Annotated in this window: 20 protein-coding genes and 2 pseudogenes; 2 read left to right on the top strand and 20 right to left on the bottom strand. The window is 39.1% G+C overall.

The genetic code is table 11. The features are described from left to right. The first annotated feature begins 15 nt into the window (after positions 1-15). Positions 16-2,010 carry a TIM-barrel domain-containing protein gene (locus DW981_RS07315; RefSeq protein ID WP_118507260.1) on the top strand — a complete coding sequence of 665 codons (1,995 nt, stop codon included), beginning with the start codon at positions 16-18 and terminating at the stop codon, positions 2,008-2,010. Between the two features lie 184 nt (positions 2,011-2,194). Here DW981_RS07315 and DW981_RS07310 read toward each other — a convergent pair whose 3' ends face one another. From DW981_RS07310 to DW981_RS07260, 11 genes and pseudogenes are all read right to left on the bottom strand, one after another. Beyond that, positions 2,195-3,571, bottom strand: coding sequence for a HAMP domain-containing sensor histidine kinase (locus DW981_RS07310; protein ID WP_118507259.1), 1,377 nt, complete (start codon positions 3,569-3,571; stop codon positions 2,195-2,197). After that, positions 3,559-4,221: a response regulator transcription factor gene (locus DW981_RS07305; protein WP_118507258.1), complete on the bottom strand. Its 663-nt coding sequence runs from the start codon at positions 4,219-4,221 to the stop codon at positions 3,559-3,561. The genes DW981_RS07310 and DW981_RS07305 overlap by 13 nt, the downstream gene beginning before the upstream one ends. Positions 4,222-4,235: 14 nt before the next feature. Then, on the bottom strand, positions 4,236-4,976 hold the full coding sequence (locus DW981_RS07300; RefSeq protein WP_005330844.1) for a lantibiotic immunity ABC transporter MutG family permease subunit: 741 nt from the start codon (positions 4,974-4,976) through the stop codon (positions 4,236-4,238). A gap of 1 nt (position 4,977) precedes the next feature. Then, a pseudogene (locus DW981_RS07295) lies at positions 4,978-5,708 on the bottom strand (lantibiotic immunity ABC transporter MutE/EpiE family permease subunit). Continuing rightward, complete coding sequence (locus DW981_RS07290; RefSeq protein WP_118507257.1) at positions 5,701-6,414, bottom strand: lantibiotic protection ABC transporter ATP-binding protein; 714 nt, start codon at positions 6,412-6,414, stop codon at positions 5,701-5,703. The pseudogene DW981_RS07295 and the gene DW981_RS07290 overlap by 8 nt, the downstream one beginning before the upstream one ends. Positions 6,415-6,518: 104 nt before the next feature. Then, on the bottom strand, positions 6,519-6,707 hold the full coding sequence (locus tag DW981_RS07285) for a hypothetical protein (protein WP_005330841.1): 189 nt from the start codon (positions 6,705-6,707) through the stop codon (positions 6,519-6,521). A 353-nt stretch (positions 6,708-7,060) separates the two neighbouring features. Continuing rightward, on the bottom strand, positions 7,061-7,522 hold the full coding sequence (locus DW981_RS07280; protein ID WP_279220184.1) for a pyruvate formate lyase family protein: 462 nt from the start codon (positions 7,520-7,522) through the stop codon (positions 7,061-7,063). A gap of 104 nt (positions 7,523-7,626) precedes the next feature. Next, complete coding sequence (locus DW981_RS07275) at positions 7,627-8,553, bottom strand: SdpI family protein (protein ID WP_243034684.1); 927 nt, start codon at positions 8,551-8,553, stop codon at positions 7,627-7,629. Between the two features lie 82 nt (positions 8,554-8,635). Then, positions 8,636-8,929: an autorepressor SdpR family transcription factor gene (locus DW981_RS07270; protein WP_054754373.1), complete on the bottom strand. Its 294-nt coding sequence runs from the start codon at positions 8,927-8,929 to the stop codon at positions 8,636-8,638. 214 nt (positions 8,930-9,143) lie between these two features. Then, positions 9,144-9,791, bottom strand: coding sequence for a DUF6040 family protein (locus tag DW981_RS07265; RefSeq protein ID WP_118507253.1), 648 nt, complete (start codon positions 9,789-9,791; stop codon positions 9,144-9,146). Between the two features lie 3 nt (positions 9,792-9,794). Continuing rightward, positions 9,795-10,118, bottom strand: coding sequence for a hypothetical protein (locus DW981_RS07260; protein ID WP_004613237.1), 324 nt, complete (start codon positions 10,116-10,118; stop codon positions 9,795-9,797). Positions 10,119-10,457: 339 nt separating this feature from the next. Here DW981_RS07260 and DW981_RS07255 point away from each other — a divergent pair, with 339 nt between their 5' ends. Then, positions 10,458-10,697, top strand: coding sequence for a DUF6061 family protein (locus DW981_RS07255; RefSeq protein WP_008115692.1), 240 nt, complete (start codon positions 10,458-10,460; stop codon positions 10,695-10,697). A gap of 370 nt (positions 10,698-11,067) precedes the next feature. On the opposite strand, the gene DW981_RS07250 is transcribed toward DW981_RS07255, so the two are convergent. The 9 genes and pseudogenes from DW981_RS07250 to DW981_RS15620 all read right to left on the bottom strand — a co-directional run. Continuing rightward, positions 11,068-11,694 carry a DUF3879 family protein gene (locus tag DW981_RS07250; protein ID WP_008115691.1) on the bottom strand — a complete coding sequence of 209 codons (627 nt, stop codon included), beginning with the start codon at positions 11,692-11,694 and terminating at the stop codon, positions 11,068-11,070. A gap of 258 nt (positions 11,695-11,952) precedes the next feature. Next, the gene (locus tag DW981_RS07245) at positions 11,953-12,585 is read right to left on the bottom strand and encodes a hypothetical protein (protein WP_055264414.1); all 633 of its coding nucleotides are present in this window, start codon (positions 12,583-12,585) and stop codon (positions 11,953-11,955) included. Beyond that, a complete protein-coding gene (locus tag DW981_RS07240; RefSeq protein ID WP_014080624.1) occupies positions 12,582-13,142 on the bottom strand; it encodes an RNA polymerase sigma factor in 561 nt (186 codons plus the stop codon). The genes DW981_RS07245 and DW981_RS07240 overlap by 4 nt, the downstream gene beginning before the upstream one ends. 237 nt (positions 13,143-13,379) lie before the next feature. Continuing rightward, positions 13,380-13,727 (bottom strand): DUF3879 family protein, encoded by a 348-nt coding sequence (locus DW981_RS07235; protein ID WP_347474527.1) that lies wholly within the window; start codon positions 13,725-13,727, stop codon positions 13,380-13,382. Positions 13,728-13,953: 226 nt separating this feature from the next. Beyond that, positions 13,954-14,703 carry a hypothetical protein gene (locus tag DW981_RS07225; protein ID WP_118507252.1) on the bottom strand — a complete coding sequence of 250 codons (750 nt, stop codon included), beginning with the start codon at positions 14,701-14,703 and terminating at the stop codon, positions 13,954-13,956. A 134-nt stretch (positions 14,704-14,837) separates the two neighbouring features. Further along, positions 14,838-15,383: a hypothetical protein gene (locus tag DW981_RS07220; RefSeq protein WP_055195992.1), complete on the bottom strand. Its 546-nt coding sequence runs from the start codon at positions 15,381-15,383 to the stop codon at positions 14,838-14,840. After that, positions 15,362-15,628, bottom strand: a complete 267-nt coding sequence (locus tag DW981_RS07215; protein ID WP_118507251.1) for a hypothetical protein — start codon at positions 15,626-15,628, stop codon at positions 15,362-15,364. Before DW981_RS07215 ends, DW981_RS07220 begins: the two co-directional genes overlap by 22 nt. A 331-nt stretch (positions 15,629-15,959) precedes the next feature. Then, positions 15,960-16,670 carry a DUF6040 family protein gene (locus DW981_RS07210; RefSeq protein ID WP_014080632.1) on the bottom strand — a complete coding sequence of 237 codons (711 nt, stop codon included), beginning with the start codon at positions 16,668-16,670 and terminating at the stop codon, positions 15,960-15,962. Then, positions 16,648-17,119, bottom strand: a pseudogene (locus DW981_RS15620) (conjugal transfer protein); the annotation flags it as partial. The gene DW981_RS07210 and the pseudogene DW981_RS15620, both read right to left, overlap by 23 nt.

Here is a 17,119-nt window from a genome sequence, read left to right as displayed (position 1 = left end):
TATAGGAGAAACACCATGAGTATTATAACTAAAACAGATAACGGCATTATATATAAGCTCAAAGACGAGCTTGTCTGCATCGAAGCGTACGGCAGGGATATTATCCGTGTGCGGATTACGAGAAACAGTACGCTTTCAGATGAAAAATGGACTCTGCTTGATGTGGAGGACTGTTCCTTCGAGACAGAGATTACAGAGGGGAAAGCCTCTGTAACAAGCGGCATTCTAAGATCGGAGATCTGCGACCTGCCGTGGGGAGCATATATGCTTTCTTTTTACAAAAACTGCAGCCTTATTCTCCGCACTCATGAAGAGGGCGAATATACCTCAAAATTTGAACACACCGACGGTCAAAACTACCGTACACGCATCATCTTTGACGCAAGAGATGACGAGCATTTTTACGGGCTTGGGCAAGAGCAGCAGGAAAACTTTGATAAGAAATACTGTTCCTTTGACCTGAAACACTGGAACACGAAGTCGAGCCTGCCCTTTGTCTATTCCTCGCTGGGCTACGGATTCCTGTGGAACAACCCCGGAATAGGCAGAGCCGAGTTTGCAAAGAATCATACTATCTGGTCGGAAGAAAGCTGCTATCAGGCAGACTTTCTTGTTATCGCAGGAAAAACGCCTGCCGAGGTCATGAACGGTTATGCAAGAGTGACAGGCTTTGCTCCGGAAATGCCCGACTGGGCGGCAGGCTTCTGGCAGTGCAAATTAAGATATGAAAGCCAGGACGAGGTACTGGAGGTCGCCCGCAGATACAAGGCGGAAGGCATACCGATAGATGCAATAGTTATCGACTTTTTCCATTGGACGGAGCAGGGCAACTGGGAGTTCGACCCCGAATACTGGCCCGACCCGAAGGCGATGTGTGATGATCTTAAAGCTATGGGTATCGAGCCTGTTGTGTCTATATGGCCAACTATCAATCCAGACAGCCGCAACTGGGAAATGATGAAAGACGGCAATATGCTTGTTCGAACCGAGAACGGACAGTTTGGGATATTCGATTTTCACGGTCAGCAGACTTATGTTGATGTGACATCACCCGAAGCAAGAGAATACATGTGGCAGCAAGTGAAAAAGGGATATTTTGACCTCGGCATCAAGACCTTCTGGCTCGATCAGGCAGAGCCCGAGGTTCACCCGCAGCAGTTTGGCAATCTGAAATTTCACATTGGAAACGGCGCACAGACTGCGCTTGCTTATCCCTATTATTACGCAAAGACATTCTATGACGGTCTGAAGAACGAGGGTATAAATGATATAGTTCTGCTGACAAGATGCGCCTATCCCGGAAGCCAGAAATACGGCACAATTGTCTGGAACGGCGATATTCCCTCAAATTTCGATGCACTGAGGCAGAGTGTGGTTTCGGGACTGTCGATGTCTATGAGCGGCATACCGTGGTGGAATTCCGATATCGGCGGTTTCTTTGGCGGTGACATTGAAAGCGACTGGTTCAGGGAGCTTATCGTGCGGTGGTTTCAGTTCGGGCTGTTCTGTCCCGTTATGAGACTGCACGGAACACGCAACCGTCAGAGCGGCTACAAGCTCCGCCACCCGAATGTAAAAGAACCCAGCGGCGGTGACAACGAGCTGTGGTCGTTCGGCAAAAGGAACTACGAGATACTAACAGAACTTGTTAAGCTTCGTGAACGGCTGAAGCCATACATAACCGAGTGCGCAAGATGCTCATCTAAGACTGGTGAACCGATAATGCGCCCGATGTTCTTCGACTTTCCCGATGACGATATCTGCTACTCGCTAAAAGACCAATATATGTTCGGCAGAGATATTCTCTTTGCGCCTATACTGGTGCAGAACTCCACAGAACGGCAGGTATATCTTCCCGAGGGCGAGTGGATAAGAACTACTGACGGACAGCTTTACTCAGGCGACAGGTGGCTGACTTGCCATGCGGAGATAGACGAATTTATTGCGTTTGTGAGAAATGGAGCTGAGGTGTCGGAGTGTTTTAAAAAAATGCAGAGGAAGATTCTTTAATGATAACATATTTACAATACTGGTAATACAGCCTAATATTCGTATATAATTTTTTAGCGAGCTGCTGATAAACGGCAGCTCGCTTTTGTTATGATCTCAGTAAAGCGATGCGTTTCTATTAGGCAAATATCTCTGACTAAAAAAATATATATGATGCAGACGATATATGTCCCTTGCGGTCTATTTAGCTTGTTTCCTGACTATTCAGGAAAAATATTTCTACCCTCGCCCCACCTGTATTTTCAGAATTTGAAAGTTTAATACCTCCGCCATATTTTTCAGCCACAGTTTTTGCAAAAAATAGTCCCATCCCATAATGGGCTTCGCCATTTCTACTTGTGTCATCCATAAAAAACTGCTCTGTGCCATGCAATAATGCTTCTTTTGTAAATCCTGATCCGCTATCCTCCACAATGAATGTCAGCCGGCCATCCTGCTCCTTTGCGTCAATATAAATGATTCCATTTTCTTTTGTATGCTCCACTGCATTCTGAATCATATTCATTACGGCCCGGAACATCGGATCATAAGCAATCGTTACCTTTTTAGCACTTTGTTCCGCCTTCCAATCTATTTTCTGGTGATAGATTTCTACCAGTCCGAGTGCCTGTTCCTTTATATCTGCGAAAAAATCTTCTAACCTCACCGTTGTATAGGTAACATCACTGCAATTCCATGATTTTGTGACATCTATCAACTGTTTTACATAACTTTGTATCTGTGTTGTGCCGTTCAAAACATAAGTGATATTATTCTTCTGTTCTGTGGTCAGTTCAGTCTCTGAAAGTAGTTCTGCATTTCCCCGTACAATCGTAAGAGGTGTTTTAATATCATGCGCCAAAGCAGACATCTGTTGTTTCTTTTCCTGCTCTGTTTTCCACTGCTTTTCTAAAGATTCTCGCAATGCATCTCGCATATCATCGATTGCCGATAAACAGTCATCAAACTCTTTGATACCGGAACAGGATGTCTCATATTCCAGATTTTGATCCTTTATTTGTCTGATTGCGTCTAATACAGGCTGCATCTGCTTTTTGATTCTTTTTCCAAAACGTATGGACGGAATGATGATAATCGCTACCGCTCCAATCACTGACATAATACTCATCACATTCTGTGGTCCTATAAAATGCTCCCTCAAAAAAGCTGAATGATATTGAGGTGTCAGGCGATATTGCAATACAACATATTCATTTTCCCTTACAATTACTTTATAAAAATATTTCCCGGATGCGTTTCCGTACTTTGCAACATTCCATGCTATCTGTTCGTATTGTTCTGACAGATCTCCACCTATTTTCTCTCCATTCTCTGAAAAGATTACATAATCACAAAGTGCAGGAATCATCTCAGCAGTTACTTTATCCGCACGTAAAATCGTATCATATGCTTCATTAATCTTTTGCTCTGCATAATTCGCCGGATAGATACAGCCCACACTAATCAAAAGGTACAGCAGCAGCCAAGCAACAATCACCAAACCTACTAATGATCCAAGCATGACCAGTACATATCTCATAAAAATCCAGCTGAGTGCATTGCTTCTCTTTACTCTTCCCATTTATATCCAATCCCCCAGACTGTTTTTATCGGTGTATAATCATAATCCGCAAATTTTGCTCTTATATTTTTGATATGCGTGATAATGGTACTGTCATTACTCTCACTGTCAAAACCAAAGACCTCTTCTAAAATCTGTTCTTTCGAGAAAACCTGTCCCCTGTTTTTAGCCAGAAATTCACAAATTTCGTACTCCGCTTTCGTAAGAGGAAGTTCTTTATCATCCATCAACAGTTTCTTTTGAGACATCTGAATGCAGACTCTCCCTAAAACCATCCGGACAGAATGTTCCCTGTGTTCTCTTCTAAGATGTGCATTGATCCTTGCCCGAAGTTCCATCACTCCAAATGGCTTTGAAATATAATCATCTGCTCCTAAAGAAAGTCCGTTTACCAGACTGTTTTCCTCCGTTTTTGCCGTAAGAAACAAAATCGGACAATCCACAAGTATCCTAATTCTTTTGCATAATTCGAAGCCATCAATTCCAGGCATCATAATGTCCAGTAAAATCAGGTCATAACGATGTAATTCTTCCATATTAATTTTTAGTGGATTACTTACTTTGGTAACCAGATGTCCATCCTTATTCAAAATGCTTTCTATCATTTCCAAAATTGCCGGTTCATCATCAACTGCCAGTATTTTTGCCATAGTTTCCCTCGATTCTATTCCGATATTCTGTTTCCTTCCCAGTGGTTTACCCACCAAAAATAGTATACCATACTAATCCCTGTAAATATTAAGCAACCTGGTATGAATGACAACCATTCACCTACACTAGTTTCTCCCAATACAGATTGCAGATAAGTATATGGTACTCTACCCGTCCAGCAGACAAATACATATTTCCACACATAATCTCCAAGTCCGGTAAGCATCAATGCACTAATTAGTCCTGATATAATCCCTGCTCCAATGGATACCCCTTTTCCAAACTGAAAAGCCAGAATCAGCTGCCACAGATAAAGTGGAACACTGCTTCCCCACAGCAGCAATGCTGCAAATATACATCCTTTCATGATTTCGATATCGCTTGATGCGATTCTTCCAAATCCAATTCCGAATATGATTGCTGTCAATAGGATAGAGCACAGACACAAAACCAGTAGCATCAACAGTTTCGATAAAAATGCTGCAGGTTTATCCGGTAAAGACAACAGATTTTGAAAATCACCTGCATTTTGTTCCTGTTCCATCACACTTGCTGTAAAAATTCCAATAAGTACCGGAAGTCCTGCTCCTATTGCCTGATAAAATGCAATCACTTTCATATTTTCATTCCATGGTGAAAAAAAGTAATATATTAAAAATATAACGCTGGTTATAATCGGAATCAATAAGTGTGCCAGAATCACAGATGTTCCTTTCATCTTTCGCAAGTCTGCATTAAGAGATCTTCCAATCATCTTATTTCACCTCTCTTCTCTCAAACCATTTCAAAAACAGAACCGTTACAAAAACAAACCAGATGATTGAGAGACACATTCCCGGAACAATGACTCCCGTATCCAAAAGAGGATTCCCTGCTTCTGCGGCAAGTCCGTTTGGTAAAACATGAAGCAACGGCACATCATTCGCATAGGGATTGCAGAAACAAGTACATACCAGATTCTGGTTTGTGATATTACCACACCGCTGACGGTAATAAATAGGCAGACGAACAGGTTTACAATCATTCCAAATCGTTCACTTAAAAATAAAGCTACCGGAATCTCCCATAACTCAGAAACCGTCAGAAACAATACTGCAATCAACGCTCCTCCAACTGGAACATGTGTCGTTAGAAGAAAGCCTCCAAGCGTTGCTCCTGCAAACACAATCACATTAGAAAACAAAATCATGTACCCAATATAAATAATTTTCCCCAGCAACAATTTTCTTCTGTCTGTGGGAATAGTCATTAAATGATAGTATTTTATCTTTTTCTCCTGCGCCACAGAAAGATAACAAAATAGAGCAATCATCCCCGGCAGCAAAAGTGTATACCACCAGTTCCAAACACTTTCTGCATAAGCATTTGTCATCCCAAGAGTAAATATAAATGCCATGACAAATGTAAGAAGAGGAAATCCCCAGATAAACTTTTTTCGCATGGTTCTTTTGGCTTTTTGATGTTCTGCTTTTATAATATTAACCATGGATTTCACCTGCTTTCTGGTTTTTTCTTACCACATTCATAAACAAATCTTCAAGATTATCTCCCTGCTTTAATGCTCCTTCGTATCCTAAGATTCCACCTGAAATAATCCCGACTTTATCTGCAAGTAACTGTACCTCTGAGAGAATATGACTGGAGAGAATTACAGTGATTCCCTGTTCCGGAAAAGACCGGATCAGCTCTCGTAATTCCTCGATGCCTATTGGATCTAATCCATTCGTAGGTTCATCCAATATCAAAAGTTCCGGTTCTCCAAGCAATGCCATTGCAATGCCTAGTCTTTGCTTCATCCCCAAAGAAAACTGTCCTGCTTTCTTCTTTCCGGTGTTTGTAAGTGATACAATCTGCAAGACCTCATCAATTCTGTTTTCATCTATACCAAGCAATAATTGTCTTACCTTCAAATTCTCTCTGGCGGAAAGATTTTCATAAATAGGCGGATTTTCAATTAACGCTCCTATTTTTGATAAATCTTTCCTATCCAAAAGTTTTCCATCAAAGTAAATCTTTCCTGCAGTTGGTTTCATCATACCGGTCAGCATTTTCAATGTGGTAGATTTACCAGCGCCATTCGGTCCAAGCAGTCCATAAATCTGTTTCTTTTCTATATTAAGTGAAACATTATTTACCGCTTTCTGCTTTCTAAAATATTTACACAAATTTTGTGTCTGCAACATCATTTCCATCTTTACTATCCTTCCTTCCATATTTCATTTCTTACTGAAATATAACCTAACAGAAAAAAATAAAGATTTGATGAAGATTGCTAAATAATTCGTCTACTCTATTTTTATTCTCGTATGGAATAAACCATCAATTGAATATCATTATCAGAACTCGGCTTTCCACTGAAATCAGCAAAGCTGTTACAAATACGAAGTCCTAATTTACAAAATATCTCCGTGATTTCATCCAAACTATATAACCTTATAGGATTTCCTTCTTTCATTTCAGGCTTATAAAGTGCTTCTCCATACATATAGTCTACCTGCCCATATATCAGCGTTTTTCTATCCTTCTCCCATTCAAAAGCAGATAATGTAAGTCCCTTTTCTCCTGCATCCCATCTGCCATGTGCCGAAGCCCACCTGAGGGATCTCCACTTTGTTATGCAACTGAAATGTTCCGTTTTCGTGTATGTTTTCCATTATATTTTCTCTCCTTTCTTTACCTGTTACATCTCTGTCCTTTCCCGTCTAATACATCATTGCATTAATCTCGAAGTAAATAGTGCTTGATATCCGTGTCAACTGTGCGTCTGCGAATCGACGGCGCAGCGGTGCCTGCGTCTAGCTCCGCAGGTGTGCAGAGGATGCGGATAGCGAGTACTATTTACTCGAGAGAATCCGTAGACAGCTTCAGATAAGAATTCAGAGCCGCCATGGGGCCTGATACATCCCTGGACAGAACCGGAGACATGTTAGCGGCAATGGGATCCTTAGACATACGGCCGTCTGCGGAGGCTCCTATCCGCTTTCCGATGTTCACAATCCAGGAAAATGTAGCGATACACGGGGAAAAGATAAGATCGCCATACCGGCTGTTGTATGCCTCTACCCGTTCCACAAAATAGTTTACCATCTCGCAGGCCAGATTGCCAGCTTCTTTTTGTCCGTTTCCGAATTTCGCCCCTTCATTTATCATCTTCATCTGCAGAACCTGATTTCCCTCCCAGTTATTTTTCAGAATCTCCACCAGCTGCGGCAGTGTCACCATCTCTTCTTCAAATACGAATTTCTCAATGGCTGCCATGGCATCCGCCGCATTGGAAACTCCCTCGGGTTTCAGCCGCAAGGCTGAACTGTAACTACAGATGTGGGTAGATGCAGAAGATTCCTTGACATTATAGTAATGTTCAAAAAACGCTGAGAATAATTTCTTCTCAGCGTTTCCGACAACTATTTTCTTTCCTTTGACACCTTCTCACTTATTCTCTGATAGATTTCCTTTGTCTCTGCGTCATTTTCCCCATTTACAACTAATATTTTTCCATCTATGTTCATGACAACATATGAATGGCAGGAGGCATGAGTGTAGCGGATATAATCTCCGAAGATATCGTTTTTGAAGTTTCCCATAGCATACTTCAGGTTTCCAAAACCATTAGTTCTGTAATCATTATCGTTCTGCAATACATTTACTTCATAAGAAATGCTGTCAATTTGCGAATACTCCCCTGTATAATCATTCCATCCTTTTGCTTCAATGTTAAAATCACGATCATTACAACGAATCTGAATGCTTCCACAAAACAAAGTCCATATAGTAAACACAATAGTGGAAATTGCGATGATCAGATATATCACACTTTTTTTTGTATTATACTGAATTTTTAAGCCTTCTCCGGTTGCCAGCTTTTTCTTATAAAAAAGGTAGGAGTAGAGAATGCTAATGATTGCAGCTGCCATAATGCTTACAATATACACAACCAGTGCAGCCATGCTTTCCCCAAAAAGTCCACAAAGCATACATAAAATACCTGATGCCATCCATAATTTGCCGCTGAATCTATGTGTTGCATTCCAGTTTTCTTCATCCATTAAAGACCATACAACTCTTATTCCTATGGTATTATTCTGTTTCACTTTTGGCAAATAATTTCCAATAACCATAAACAGCAGTCCAGTTCCATAGTAAATTACTGCCATAAACAGATTTTCCATATCTGCACCCATATTGACCAGTCTTGCAATACCATTATAGAGTAATGTTATAATTGGTATAATCCACATCGTCATTCCTATAATCTTGCGGCTCTGCTGTCTGTTCCGGTTATCATAAAATGTTATTGCCACCAGCGCACAATCCGTCACTACAAAAAACACATTTACCCACATGCTCTGTGTACTAGTGAATCCTACTAAAACCCCGATGAGCATTACCAGAACAGAACAAATTAATGAACCTCTATATTTTTTTATCATTTCCTTCATCGTCCGATACTCCTTTCAAATCTATAATCCACAACATGACATCTTCCAATACGGAAGTGTTTAATTCATAATAAATAAATTTTCCCTCTCTTTTATTTCGGATTAAATCAGCCTCCTTTAATATTGCCAGATGTCTGGATATAGAAGCTCCCGTTACTGAAAAATGTTCACATATCTCTCCAGCAGAAAGCCGTCCATTCTTTAATAAATTTAAAATCTCACGTCGTATTGGATCTGCCAGTGCTTTTAATGTATCTTGTATACCCAAGAATTCATCACGCTCCTTGTTTAACATTTAGTCTAATTGTTAAATGTATTATAATGTAAGATATGTTATCTGTCAACGACTAGATTTTTCTAAAAGAACGTGCTTTGTTCATTAAGGGCAGAGAGGCTTTTTGTCCCTCTGCCCTTAATAACAGATATCTCTTATAGCACTCATCTAACATATCGAAAGACTCTTAAAAATCTAATTCTCCATATCAACAGTATCCTCTTTCTTCCATCCAGTCTTTCACATAGCATCTGATTCCAATATAAACCACATGCACCAGTAATAATAGTGTAATGAGATTTATAGAAATAGCAGATTTTATCCAATCTCCAAAATAAATTGCAATGGCTGTGCTTGTAATAACTTCCACAATGCTGATGATATCCCAACAATATTTCCGGTAGATTTTTCCTACCTGATAACCAATCCCAACTATCAGTAATCCGGTTATTATGAATAAAATCCCCATAACAATAGCTACGATCAGCCAGTACATAAGCCCGGAAAGGATACGGTTAGGTATTCCGCTGCTTAACTGTCCGAAAGAATCTGCACCTATGATAAACTCCCGAAACAAGCTGCCCATTCCTTTTCCTAACACACCGAAAAAGGTGATACAGTCGTTAAGGAAAACTGGCGAAAGAATAGCCGTAAACAGTGTTATTGTTATGCTGTACCATGCCAGTAGGAACAGGATACTTTCATAACCAGTTGTCATATTTTTATATTTCTTTTCCAGCTGACTTTTGCGGTTATCGCATTTTTCTTTTGCTTTCTGGTAAGCAGTGCGGTCACATTTTTCACATTTCTCATAAGGCACTTTTTTCTCAACAGCTACCTCAAAGCTAAACGGGATTGCCTATTTTCTTAAAATCTCATGTGGAGCTTCTATTTCATTTGCCAAGGTATGCTCTGTTAATTCTGACATCAATTTCAATTTTTTATTAATCAATGGTCGCATACAATTAGGAACATGTTCCTGATGCGCTCTGTGGATTGCTACACATTCCTTACAGTTTCCGTGATAACGACAGGCTTTCAGGCAAGGACAGTGATCTTTGTCTTTATACTCCTTACGAAATTCCGCTGCAAATTCTTCTTGCAGTCTCAGCCCCTCGACACGGTTTCCCTTATGAAATTCTACCATTGCATCCAGTTCTTTCTGGTTCCCTTCAATCTTCATGTTATTATAGCGCCTCCATTTCAACTATTCCTCATTTTCTGATAAATTCCGATTGAGATTTCACCTGTTTTAGGGAATTTAATAACTGTTATATTTTGTTATTAAATTCTCTGCAAACCCTTGAAAACACTGGATTTATCGCAGGTGAGCTTTCCCTTATTGTTTCCCTTGTGTTATATCGTCCCGTCAGCGTTTACGAACTCTGATAAGGGCAAATACAAGGGCAAGAAAAATCTATAAAACAGTATAACACAAAATAAAAGTGACATGGTGAACTGATTGAAATGCTTCTGATTTTTGTAACAAATGACTGATTGAATGATAAGGAGATTCTATACGATGAGAACAATATTTGCAGAATACAATCCACACAGAAACAGCATTGATATTTATACTTCTGCTGGTTATATGCTCCGCATTGACTGTTGGGAAGCCGAAAAGGATTTAAAAACCACACCCGGATCAGACTGTGCATTGAACGCACTTGCCATTGATAAACCGCTTGAATATGCAAAATTATATCTTGATGAAACAATGCAGATATGGGTAGATGCAGAAGATTCATTAGAACTATGGTGATTTTTTCAACAGCACTAAGGTTACTTTTTCCCAATCTCATTTATTGAGAATCGTCTTTTTACCGTGCATATATATTCAATATCTTTTTATCTATTATAATGAAATCAAGGGCTGGTCTAATGCCAGCCCTACAAAAATGAAAATTCACATAGAAAATAAATTTACAATTTTTCCGATATAAACCTGTTATCAACAAATACAAACATAATTTATATTATCGTATCTATTGATATGATATGTATTTCAAAGAGTTACCAGAAGTTTTTGAAAACTTTTCCCTTGTGATATTATCTAAAGCTCCTAATTTTATACTTTTCCCATGATGGAGCAGCTTATTTGACCGTATCTCTAGCACCAAAGATGTTGTATTCTATACTGATACATCAATAGAATTGCGAACTAACCTATTACCATTTTTGACAAGCGTAGATTCCACTGATTCTCTTGTAACGTTATCAAGAATGCTTGTATCAAACTTTTGTCCCGGCTTCCAATTTGGATTAGCCGATTTCACTGCTGCATACATAGCAGCTCTATACTGTCCTTCGTATTGCTCTAAAGTCCATGTACCACTTAAACGTTTGTCTTTACTTACGCTTAACTGATAATCCTTAAAAATATCTGAACGCTTAGTTGTATCACCATTTGAAATACCGTTTTCCTTAATAAATTCCCTCTTCACATTATCAAACATCTTTTGACGATATTCCTCGGATACACTCGTGAGCTGCTGCCATGATGTACCTTTTCCGGTAACATCCATTCCCGCCACTCCATTTGCATTCAGTAAATCGCCATCCGAATCAAATTGCTTCATCAGATTCTTAATAATGGTATCTCTTCCACCGAATGTTTCATATATCAATCTTTCTTCTGCTGACATCATGGCTTCATTTTGCATAATACCAGATAACCAGCCTTTTTCTTTCAAAGCCTTATATTGTTTACTATTTGTGTTGATACCATTATAGGTATTGCCTAATCCGCTGATATTCATTGACATATAAAACCTCCTTGTAAATAAATTCAAAATCCGTTTAGAATTAACTCAATGCTATATAGTATATATCGTCATAAATCTCCAAGAAATAAGTTTCACTGTTAAGTGCCCTCTTGATTATACAGGTGGTTGTTGCGTGTTCTTCGTTCCTCTTTGGATAACTTTTGACGCAACCTCTTTTCCAAGTTCTCAAACTGGCGGATTTTCTTCTTTCCATCCTCAATCTCGGCTGTCCCTTGTGGGTGTCAATCAAAATTATTTTTCTTGGTCTGCGTCAACCGTTCCAACACCGTCATCAGTATATAGCTCGGCTGGAATTGAATTGACAGCAAGTTGTTTTTCTGGCGGTATCGAATTATACCACTCAAGCCATTCAAGGGTTTCTTCGGATAAGTCCGATTTGTTAAATAACTGTCCTTCAAATTCAACCGTTTCATTTTCAGCATCTTCCATATGACTATATAAGAAATATTTACCATCAATTAAAACCACAATATTATTTTCATATTGATATACTTTAGCACCTACAATATCGTCATTGGCTTGGAAATTCTCTTTTGGCTCTTGCGATGAGCTAACTTTGCTTTCGATTTCCCCTAAATAAGTGAACTGGCTTTCTTTATCTGTAAAATCGAGTTGACTATCCGTATATTGATACAACTTGTTATTTACATAAACCATAGGAGCCAAATCTCCAGAAATAGGGGGATTAGAGCCATTAAGTAAACGCGGAATTGTAACTACGCAAATTATAAGGCAAAGACAGGCTGCCATAATTCCCCACTTTATCCATATAGGCTTTTTCATTTTCGTTTTGTAGTTGAGTGCTTCATCAACATATTTTGTATCAAGCTCGCTCATAGCGTCAGAAAATTTCTTTGCGTTCATACGAATACCTCTCTTTCAATCAAGTATTGCTTCATTTTCTCGCGGATACGGGTCAGCCGGACAGAAATATTTTTTTCTGAAAGCCCTACAAACTCGGCTATGTCCTTGTAGCTGTCGGAAAACCAATAGCGGCGCATAAAGATAACGCGGTTTTCGATAGTCAGCGTGTCTAAAAAAGACTCAATGATACAGGCTAACTCTCTGACCTCGATTTCTTCTTCAATGTTTTTCTGGTCTGCAATACAGGCTTCAATTTCCTCCAAAGCAATCGTGTAATGACTGCTTCGTTTGGCTGCTTCCTTTCTCCAATAGATTTTGAGCGAAATATTCCGAACGATTTTCAAAAGATACGACAACAATGGGTTAGGTCGTGCTGGGGGAATGGCGTTCCATGCACCTAAATAAGCGTCGTTTACACATTCCTCCGCGTCCTGTCTGCTCCCTACTATATGGTAGGAAAGATTGTGACAGGCTTTTCCATATTTTATGTCCAGTTCCCGTATGCCCTGTTCCGAACGCTCAAAAAACATTTCTATGATTTTTTCATCGTCTATCATCACACCGCCTCCTTTCCGGCTTCACTCATATACTACGGTTTCAGCGGCAAACACTACATCTAATCCGAAACTTTTTTCAAAAAATTACCATTTTGCTTTATTATAAAATACATAATCGCAGAACATGCAACTCCTACAGGATATGTTATTGTCATAGATGCCATTCATATAATTGTTCACACTAGACATTTTATAATACCTCCATTCTTTCATTAGGCTTTCGCATTAAAAACCGCCTCAAATGATATGTTTATAACTGTTTCTGTTCTCATCCGTTACAGCAAGTCCTGTTAATCCGGTATTCGGATCAATCCAGTCTCCATTTTTGTCATACTGGCTCATCAGGTTCTTAATTGCCTGAACATTTGTAAACATTGCACCGTTTCCATTTTTCATCATCTCACTCAGTACTGCTTTATACTTTTTACTGTTTGTGTCGATCGCTGCTGCTTTTAATTGTTTCTGTACAGAATTGCTATTCATTTGATAATCTGGATTACCAAAGACTGTTGGTTTATCCTTCAGAATGTACAAGCGATCAGATAACCACCATTCTTGCACTTGTAGAAGCCTATCTTCGTACATATAAAACCCATGAAACAGAATAGCAGAAAGATTTTGATTTTCTCTTGATTATTTCTGCATTTTTCTGGATAAAAACAGGGCGGTCAGCTCTCCATAGCCTTCCACCCTGTCATCTTATCTTTTCATAGAAGAAACTATTGATTATATTGGCAATTCACAATCTTTTAGCCAAAATCGCAGTTCCAACCAAAGTACCGATTTGATATTTTCCTTTTACCGAACCTTCTTATGCCTTAATATCAAAACTCGATCTATCAGGTACAGAAATACTCACAGATTCTGCTACAAGGCTCTGTGTCATACTTTTTACATCATTACCAGTTACGGATAAGGTATAATCACCCGTTTCCTTTCTTTCTGCCGATTTTTCTGCACGTTTCTTTGCAGCTTTTTCTTCCTCTGCTTTTTTAGCAGCTCTTTTCTCTTTTACTTTTTCCTCTTTTTCTCTGTTCTCTTTTGCCTTTCGTTCAGCATTCTCTTTCGCTATTTTCCCATCTGGATCATTTGTACAAGATGCTGTCTCTATAATATTTCCGTTTGCATCAATCATATAACTCTGATTTGTCACAGTGCCCAAACATCCATTAATCGTATCTTTTGTACAATCCGGAATGGCTGCTAAGTTTTCCTCCAAATACTTTGCTTTTTCCGGATCATTCATGCACTTTTGTAAAAATGCACTTGAAACAGATACCGTTGTCGGAATACCCTGCATTGAAGTCAGCCCTATATTCATATAATGGTATTTTCCTTGCAAGTATTTTGAATAATCATTTACATTACTATACCCTGTCTTAATCTGCTCTGTTTTTGTCACACCGGGACGTGATGTTTTTAATTCAACTGTACTTGTTGTCACGTTGCCATCTTTTGTATTTGTACTATCCTTTTCACTATCTGTTTTTTTTACAGTATTCTTATAATTTGAAGCATAATACGATGTGTAACTGCTGTTATTGATACCCGTAATTGCCATAATCCTACCTCCCTGTTATTGAAACTTAAAATAATTTCTATTATATTGAACGACTTGGATATTTAATTTCTCTCAGCCTCAATATGATATGTAATCCAAGTTCTCTTTTTTTCCTATGTTCAAATGACTAAGCACTATTTATACTTACTATTTGCATTTGGCAAATTAAGATATGTATCCATACTTTTCGTCCAAAGCAACGATAAGTCAAACCTTCCCAATTTGTTTAAATCTTCTATGCTTTTTTTGAACATTGCGATAAAATCTCTTCTGTCGTTAAGTCCCATATTACCAGCTTCAAGCGGCAGAGACGTGAAACCTCCCTGCTTTTCCACTTTGTAATGTGCCTCCAATGCACGCATTTCGACTACTGTAGCATTTGATGGATTAACATCATTGATATAAATTCTTTGCTCAAACTCTTTCCCGTTTTCGTCCACACCTTTCGCTAACACCACAGGATTTTCATCCGTCGAATCATCCGCATATTTAAGACAATAAGAAAGACCTGTACCATTACCTCCTGTCCACAACATATTATCTGTTGTAAATATCTGATATACCTTCGGTGTTTCTGCCATATAAAATGTCTTTTCCCCAGATGCAGGAGTTTTCATTTGATTACCTTTTTGTTGACCGTACAATGAAGATACGGTATTCAGACCAGAACCAATGTGCATACTTCTATTCCTCCAATCAGTTTATCTGAATTGTAAATGTACTGCTTGTATTCCACCATCGTCATATCTTTAGCAGACACAGAACCTATTTTTGAATTGCCCACTATACTTCCACTAGCTTCGCTCTTTTCTCTTACACTATCCGCAAAACTTGTATCTTCCTTCTCCTGATCTTTAGCCGCATTTTTCTGCTGGTACTGATTGTAAGCCCGCGTCATATAGTTCACATTAATTGTATTACTCATAGTAACCTCCTTTGCTTTCTTTATCGGATAAAATAACCTGTTCTCCTAGTCCCATATCATCAAACGACCATATTACGCACACAAAGACCATATTTTTACAAGATGACCACTGCCTTAGTAGAAGCTCTGTATCTCAAACTCTTTGAAATACAATGCTTCCCTGCATTTTCTATATCGGCATGTTGATATTATTACTTTACTATCCTGCACACTCTCTGAGAGTGACTGTATCTATCAAAAAAGAAGCCAGCAGTTTATTCACGCACTGCTGACTTCTTATAATACTACTCATTTTATTTACTTCGCTGCGTCTCAGACAATTTTTTTATTTTTAAACATAACCTCTGTTTTCCCGCCATCCCTTTACATACCACCTGATTCCAACATATACCAGTTGCACGAATAATAAGAGAAATAGCAGATTGATTGGCAATACTTCCTTTATCCAATCCCCAAAGTAGATAGCTATTGCCATACTTACAAGTATCACCATTATGGTAATCATATCCCAACAGTATTTCTTATATAGCCCTGCAATCTTTATTTCGATGAATGCCAAAAGTATTCCCACACCCACCAGACATCCACCGCAAATCAATATTCTTATCAGCCAGTTTATAATTCCAGCAACGACAGGATTGGATATTCCATCACTAATCTGTGCCACGTTCTTTCCTGCCAGTACAACCCAGCCAGCAATGGTCTGTGTGAAAGTTGCGATTGTATCAAAGAATACCACGCAATCAGAAATAAATATTTTTGACCGTATCATCTGAAAAAGAGTAGTTGATACGGAATACCATATCAGCAGAAACATCAATGCTTCATACATGGCTGTTTTTGTTTTATATCTGCCTGCCAGTTTTTCCCTCTGCATATCATACTTTTCCTTAGCTTTCAGATAAGCTGTCTGTTTACAATTCCCGCACTTTTGATAGAGTACCGGCTTTTCAACCGGTATCTCTACTTTTTTCTGATGGGAGAGTGCATAATCCCGTTCCTGTTCTGCCTGTCTCTGCTTATCTCGACATTCCTCTATCATGGCTTGGACGGTGTGTGTTTTCTCTTTCTCGCTCTGCAACAATTCTTTTGTTTTCCTCAAGTCGTTCTTTAAGGCTTGAATGTTCTCTGTTTTGTTCTCGCTGTTTAACTTCTCGTTCAAGGTCAGCGATTCGTCGAGCTGCACTTTCAGTTCCCTGATAGTCCGGTCTTTCTGGTCGAGTTCTTCCTGCATCTGCTCTGTCAGCAGAAGCAACTCTTCCAGTTGATCGTCGCTCTTTGAGTTTCTTAATTCGTTCATCAATCAACCTTCCTTTCTCTAATTGCTGTTCAAGTTCAGTAATTCGCTGTTCTGTTTCTGCAATAGCCGGTTCTCGCTGTTTAATTTCTGTGCCAATTCCTGCCATTGCTGATTTTCGTCTGTGAGTTTCTGTATCTGGTCTGTCTTTTCTTCCAGAAGCATCAACAGTTCTTCTGTATCCGGTAAGATTT

It is taken from the genome of Clostridium sp. AM49-4BH (genome assembly GCF_003478335.1).
In the GTDB taxonomy this organism is placed as follows: domain Bacteria; phylum Bacillota; class Clostridia; order Lachnospirales; family Lachnospiraceae; genus Butyribacter.
The sequence above is the reverse complement of the archived record's forward strand: the minus strand, read 5'-3'. Positions and strand labels throughout refer to the sequence as shown.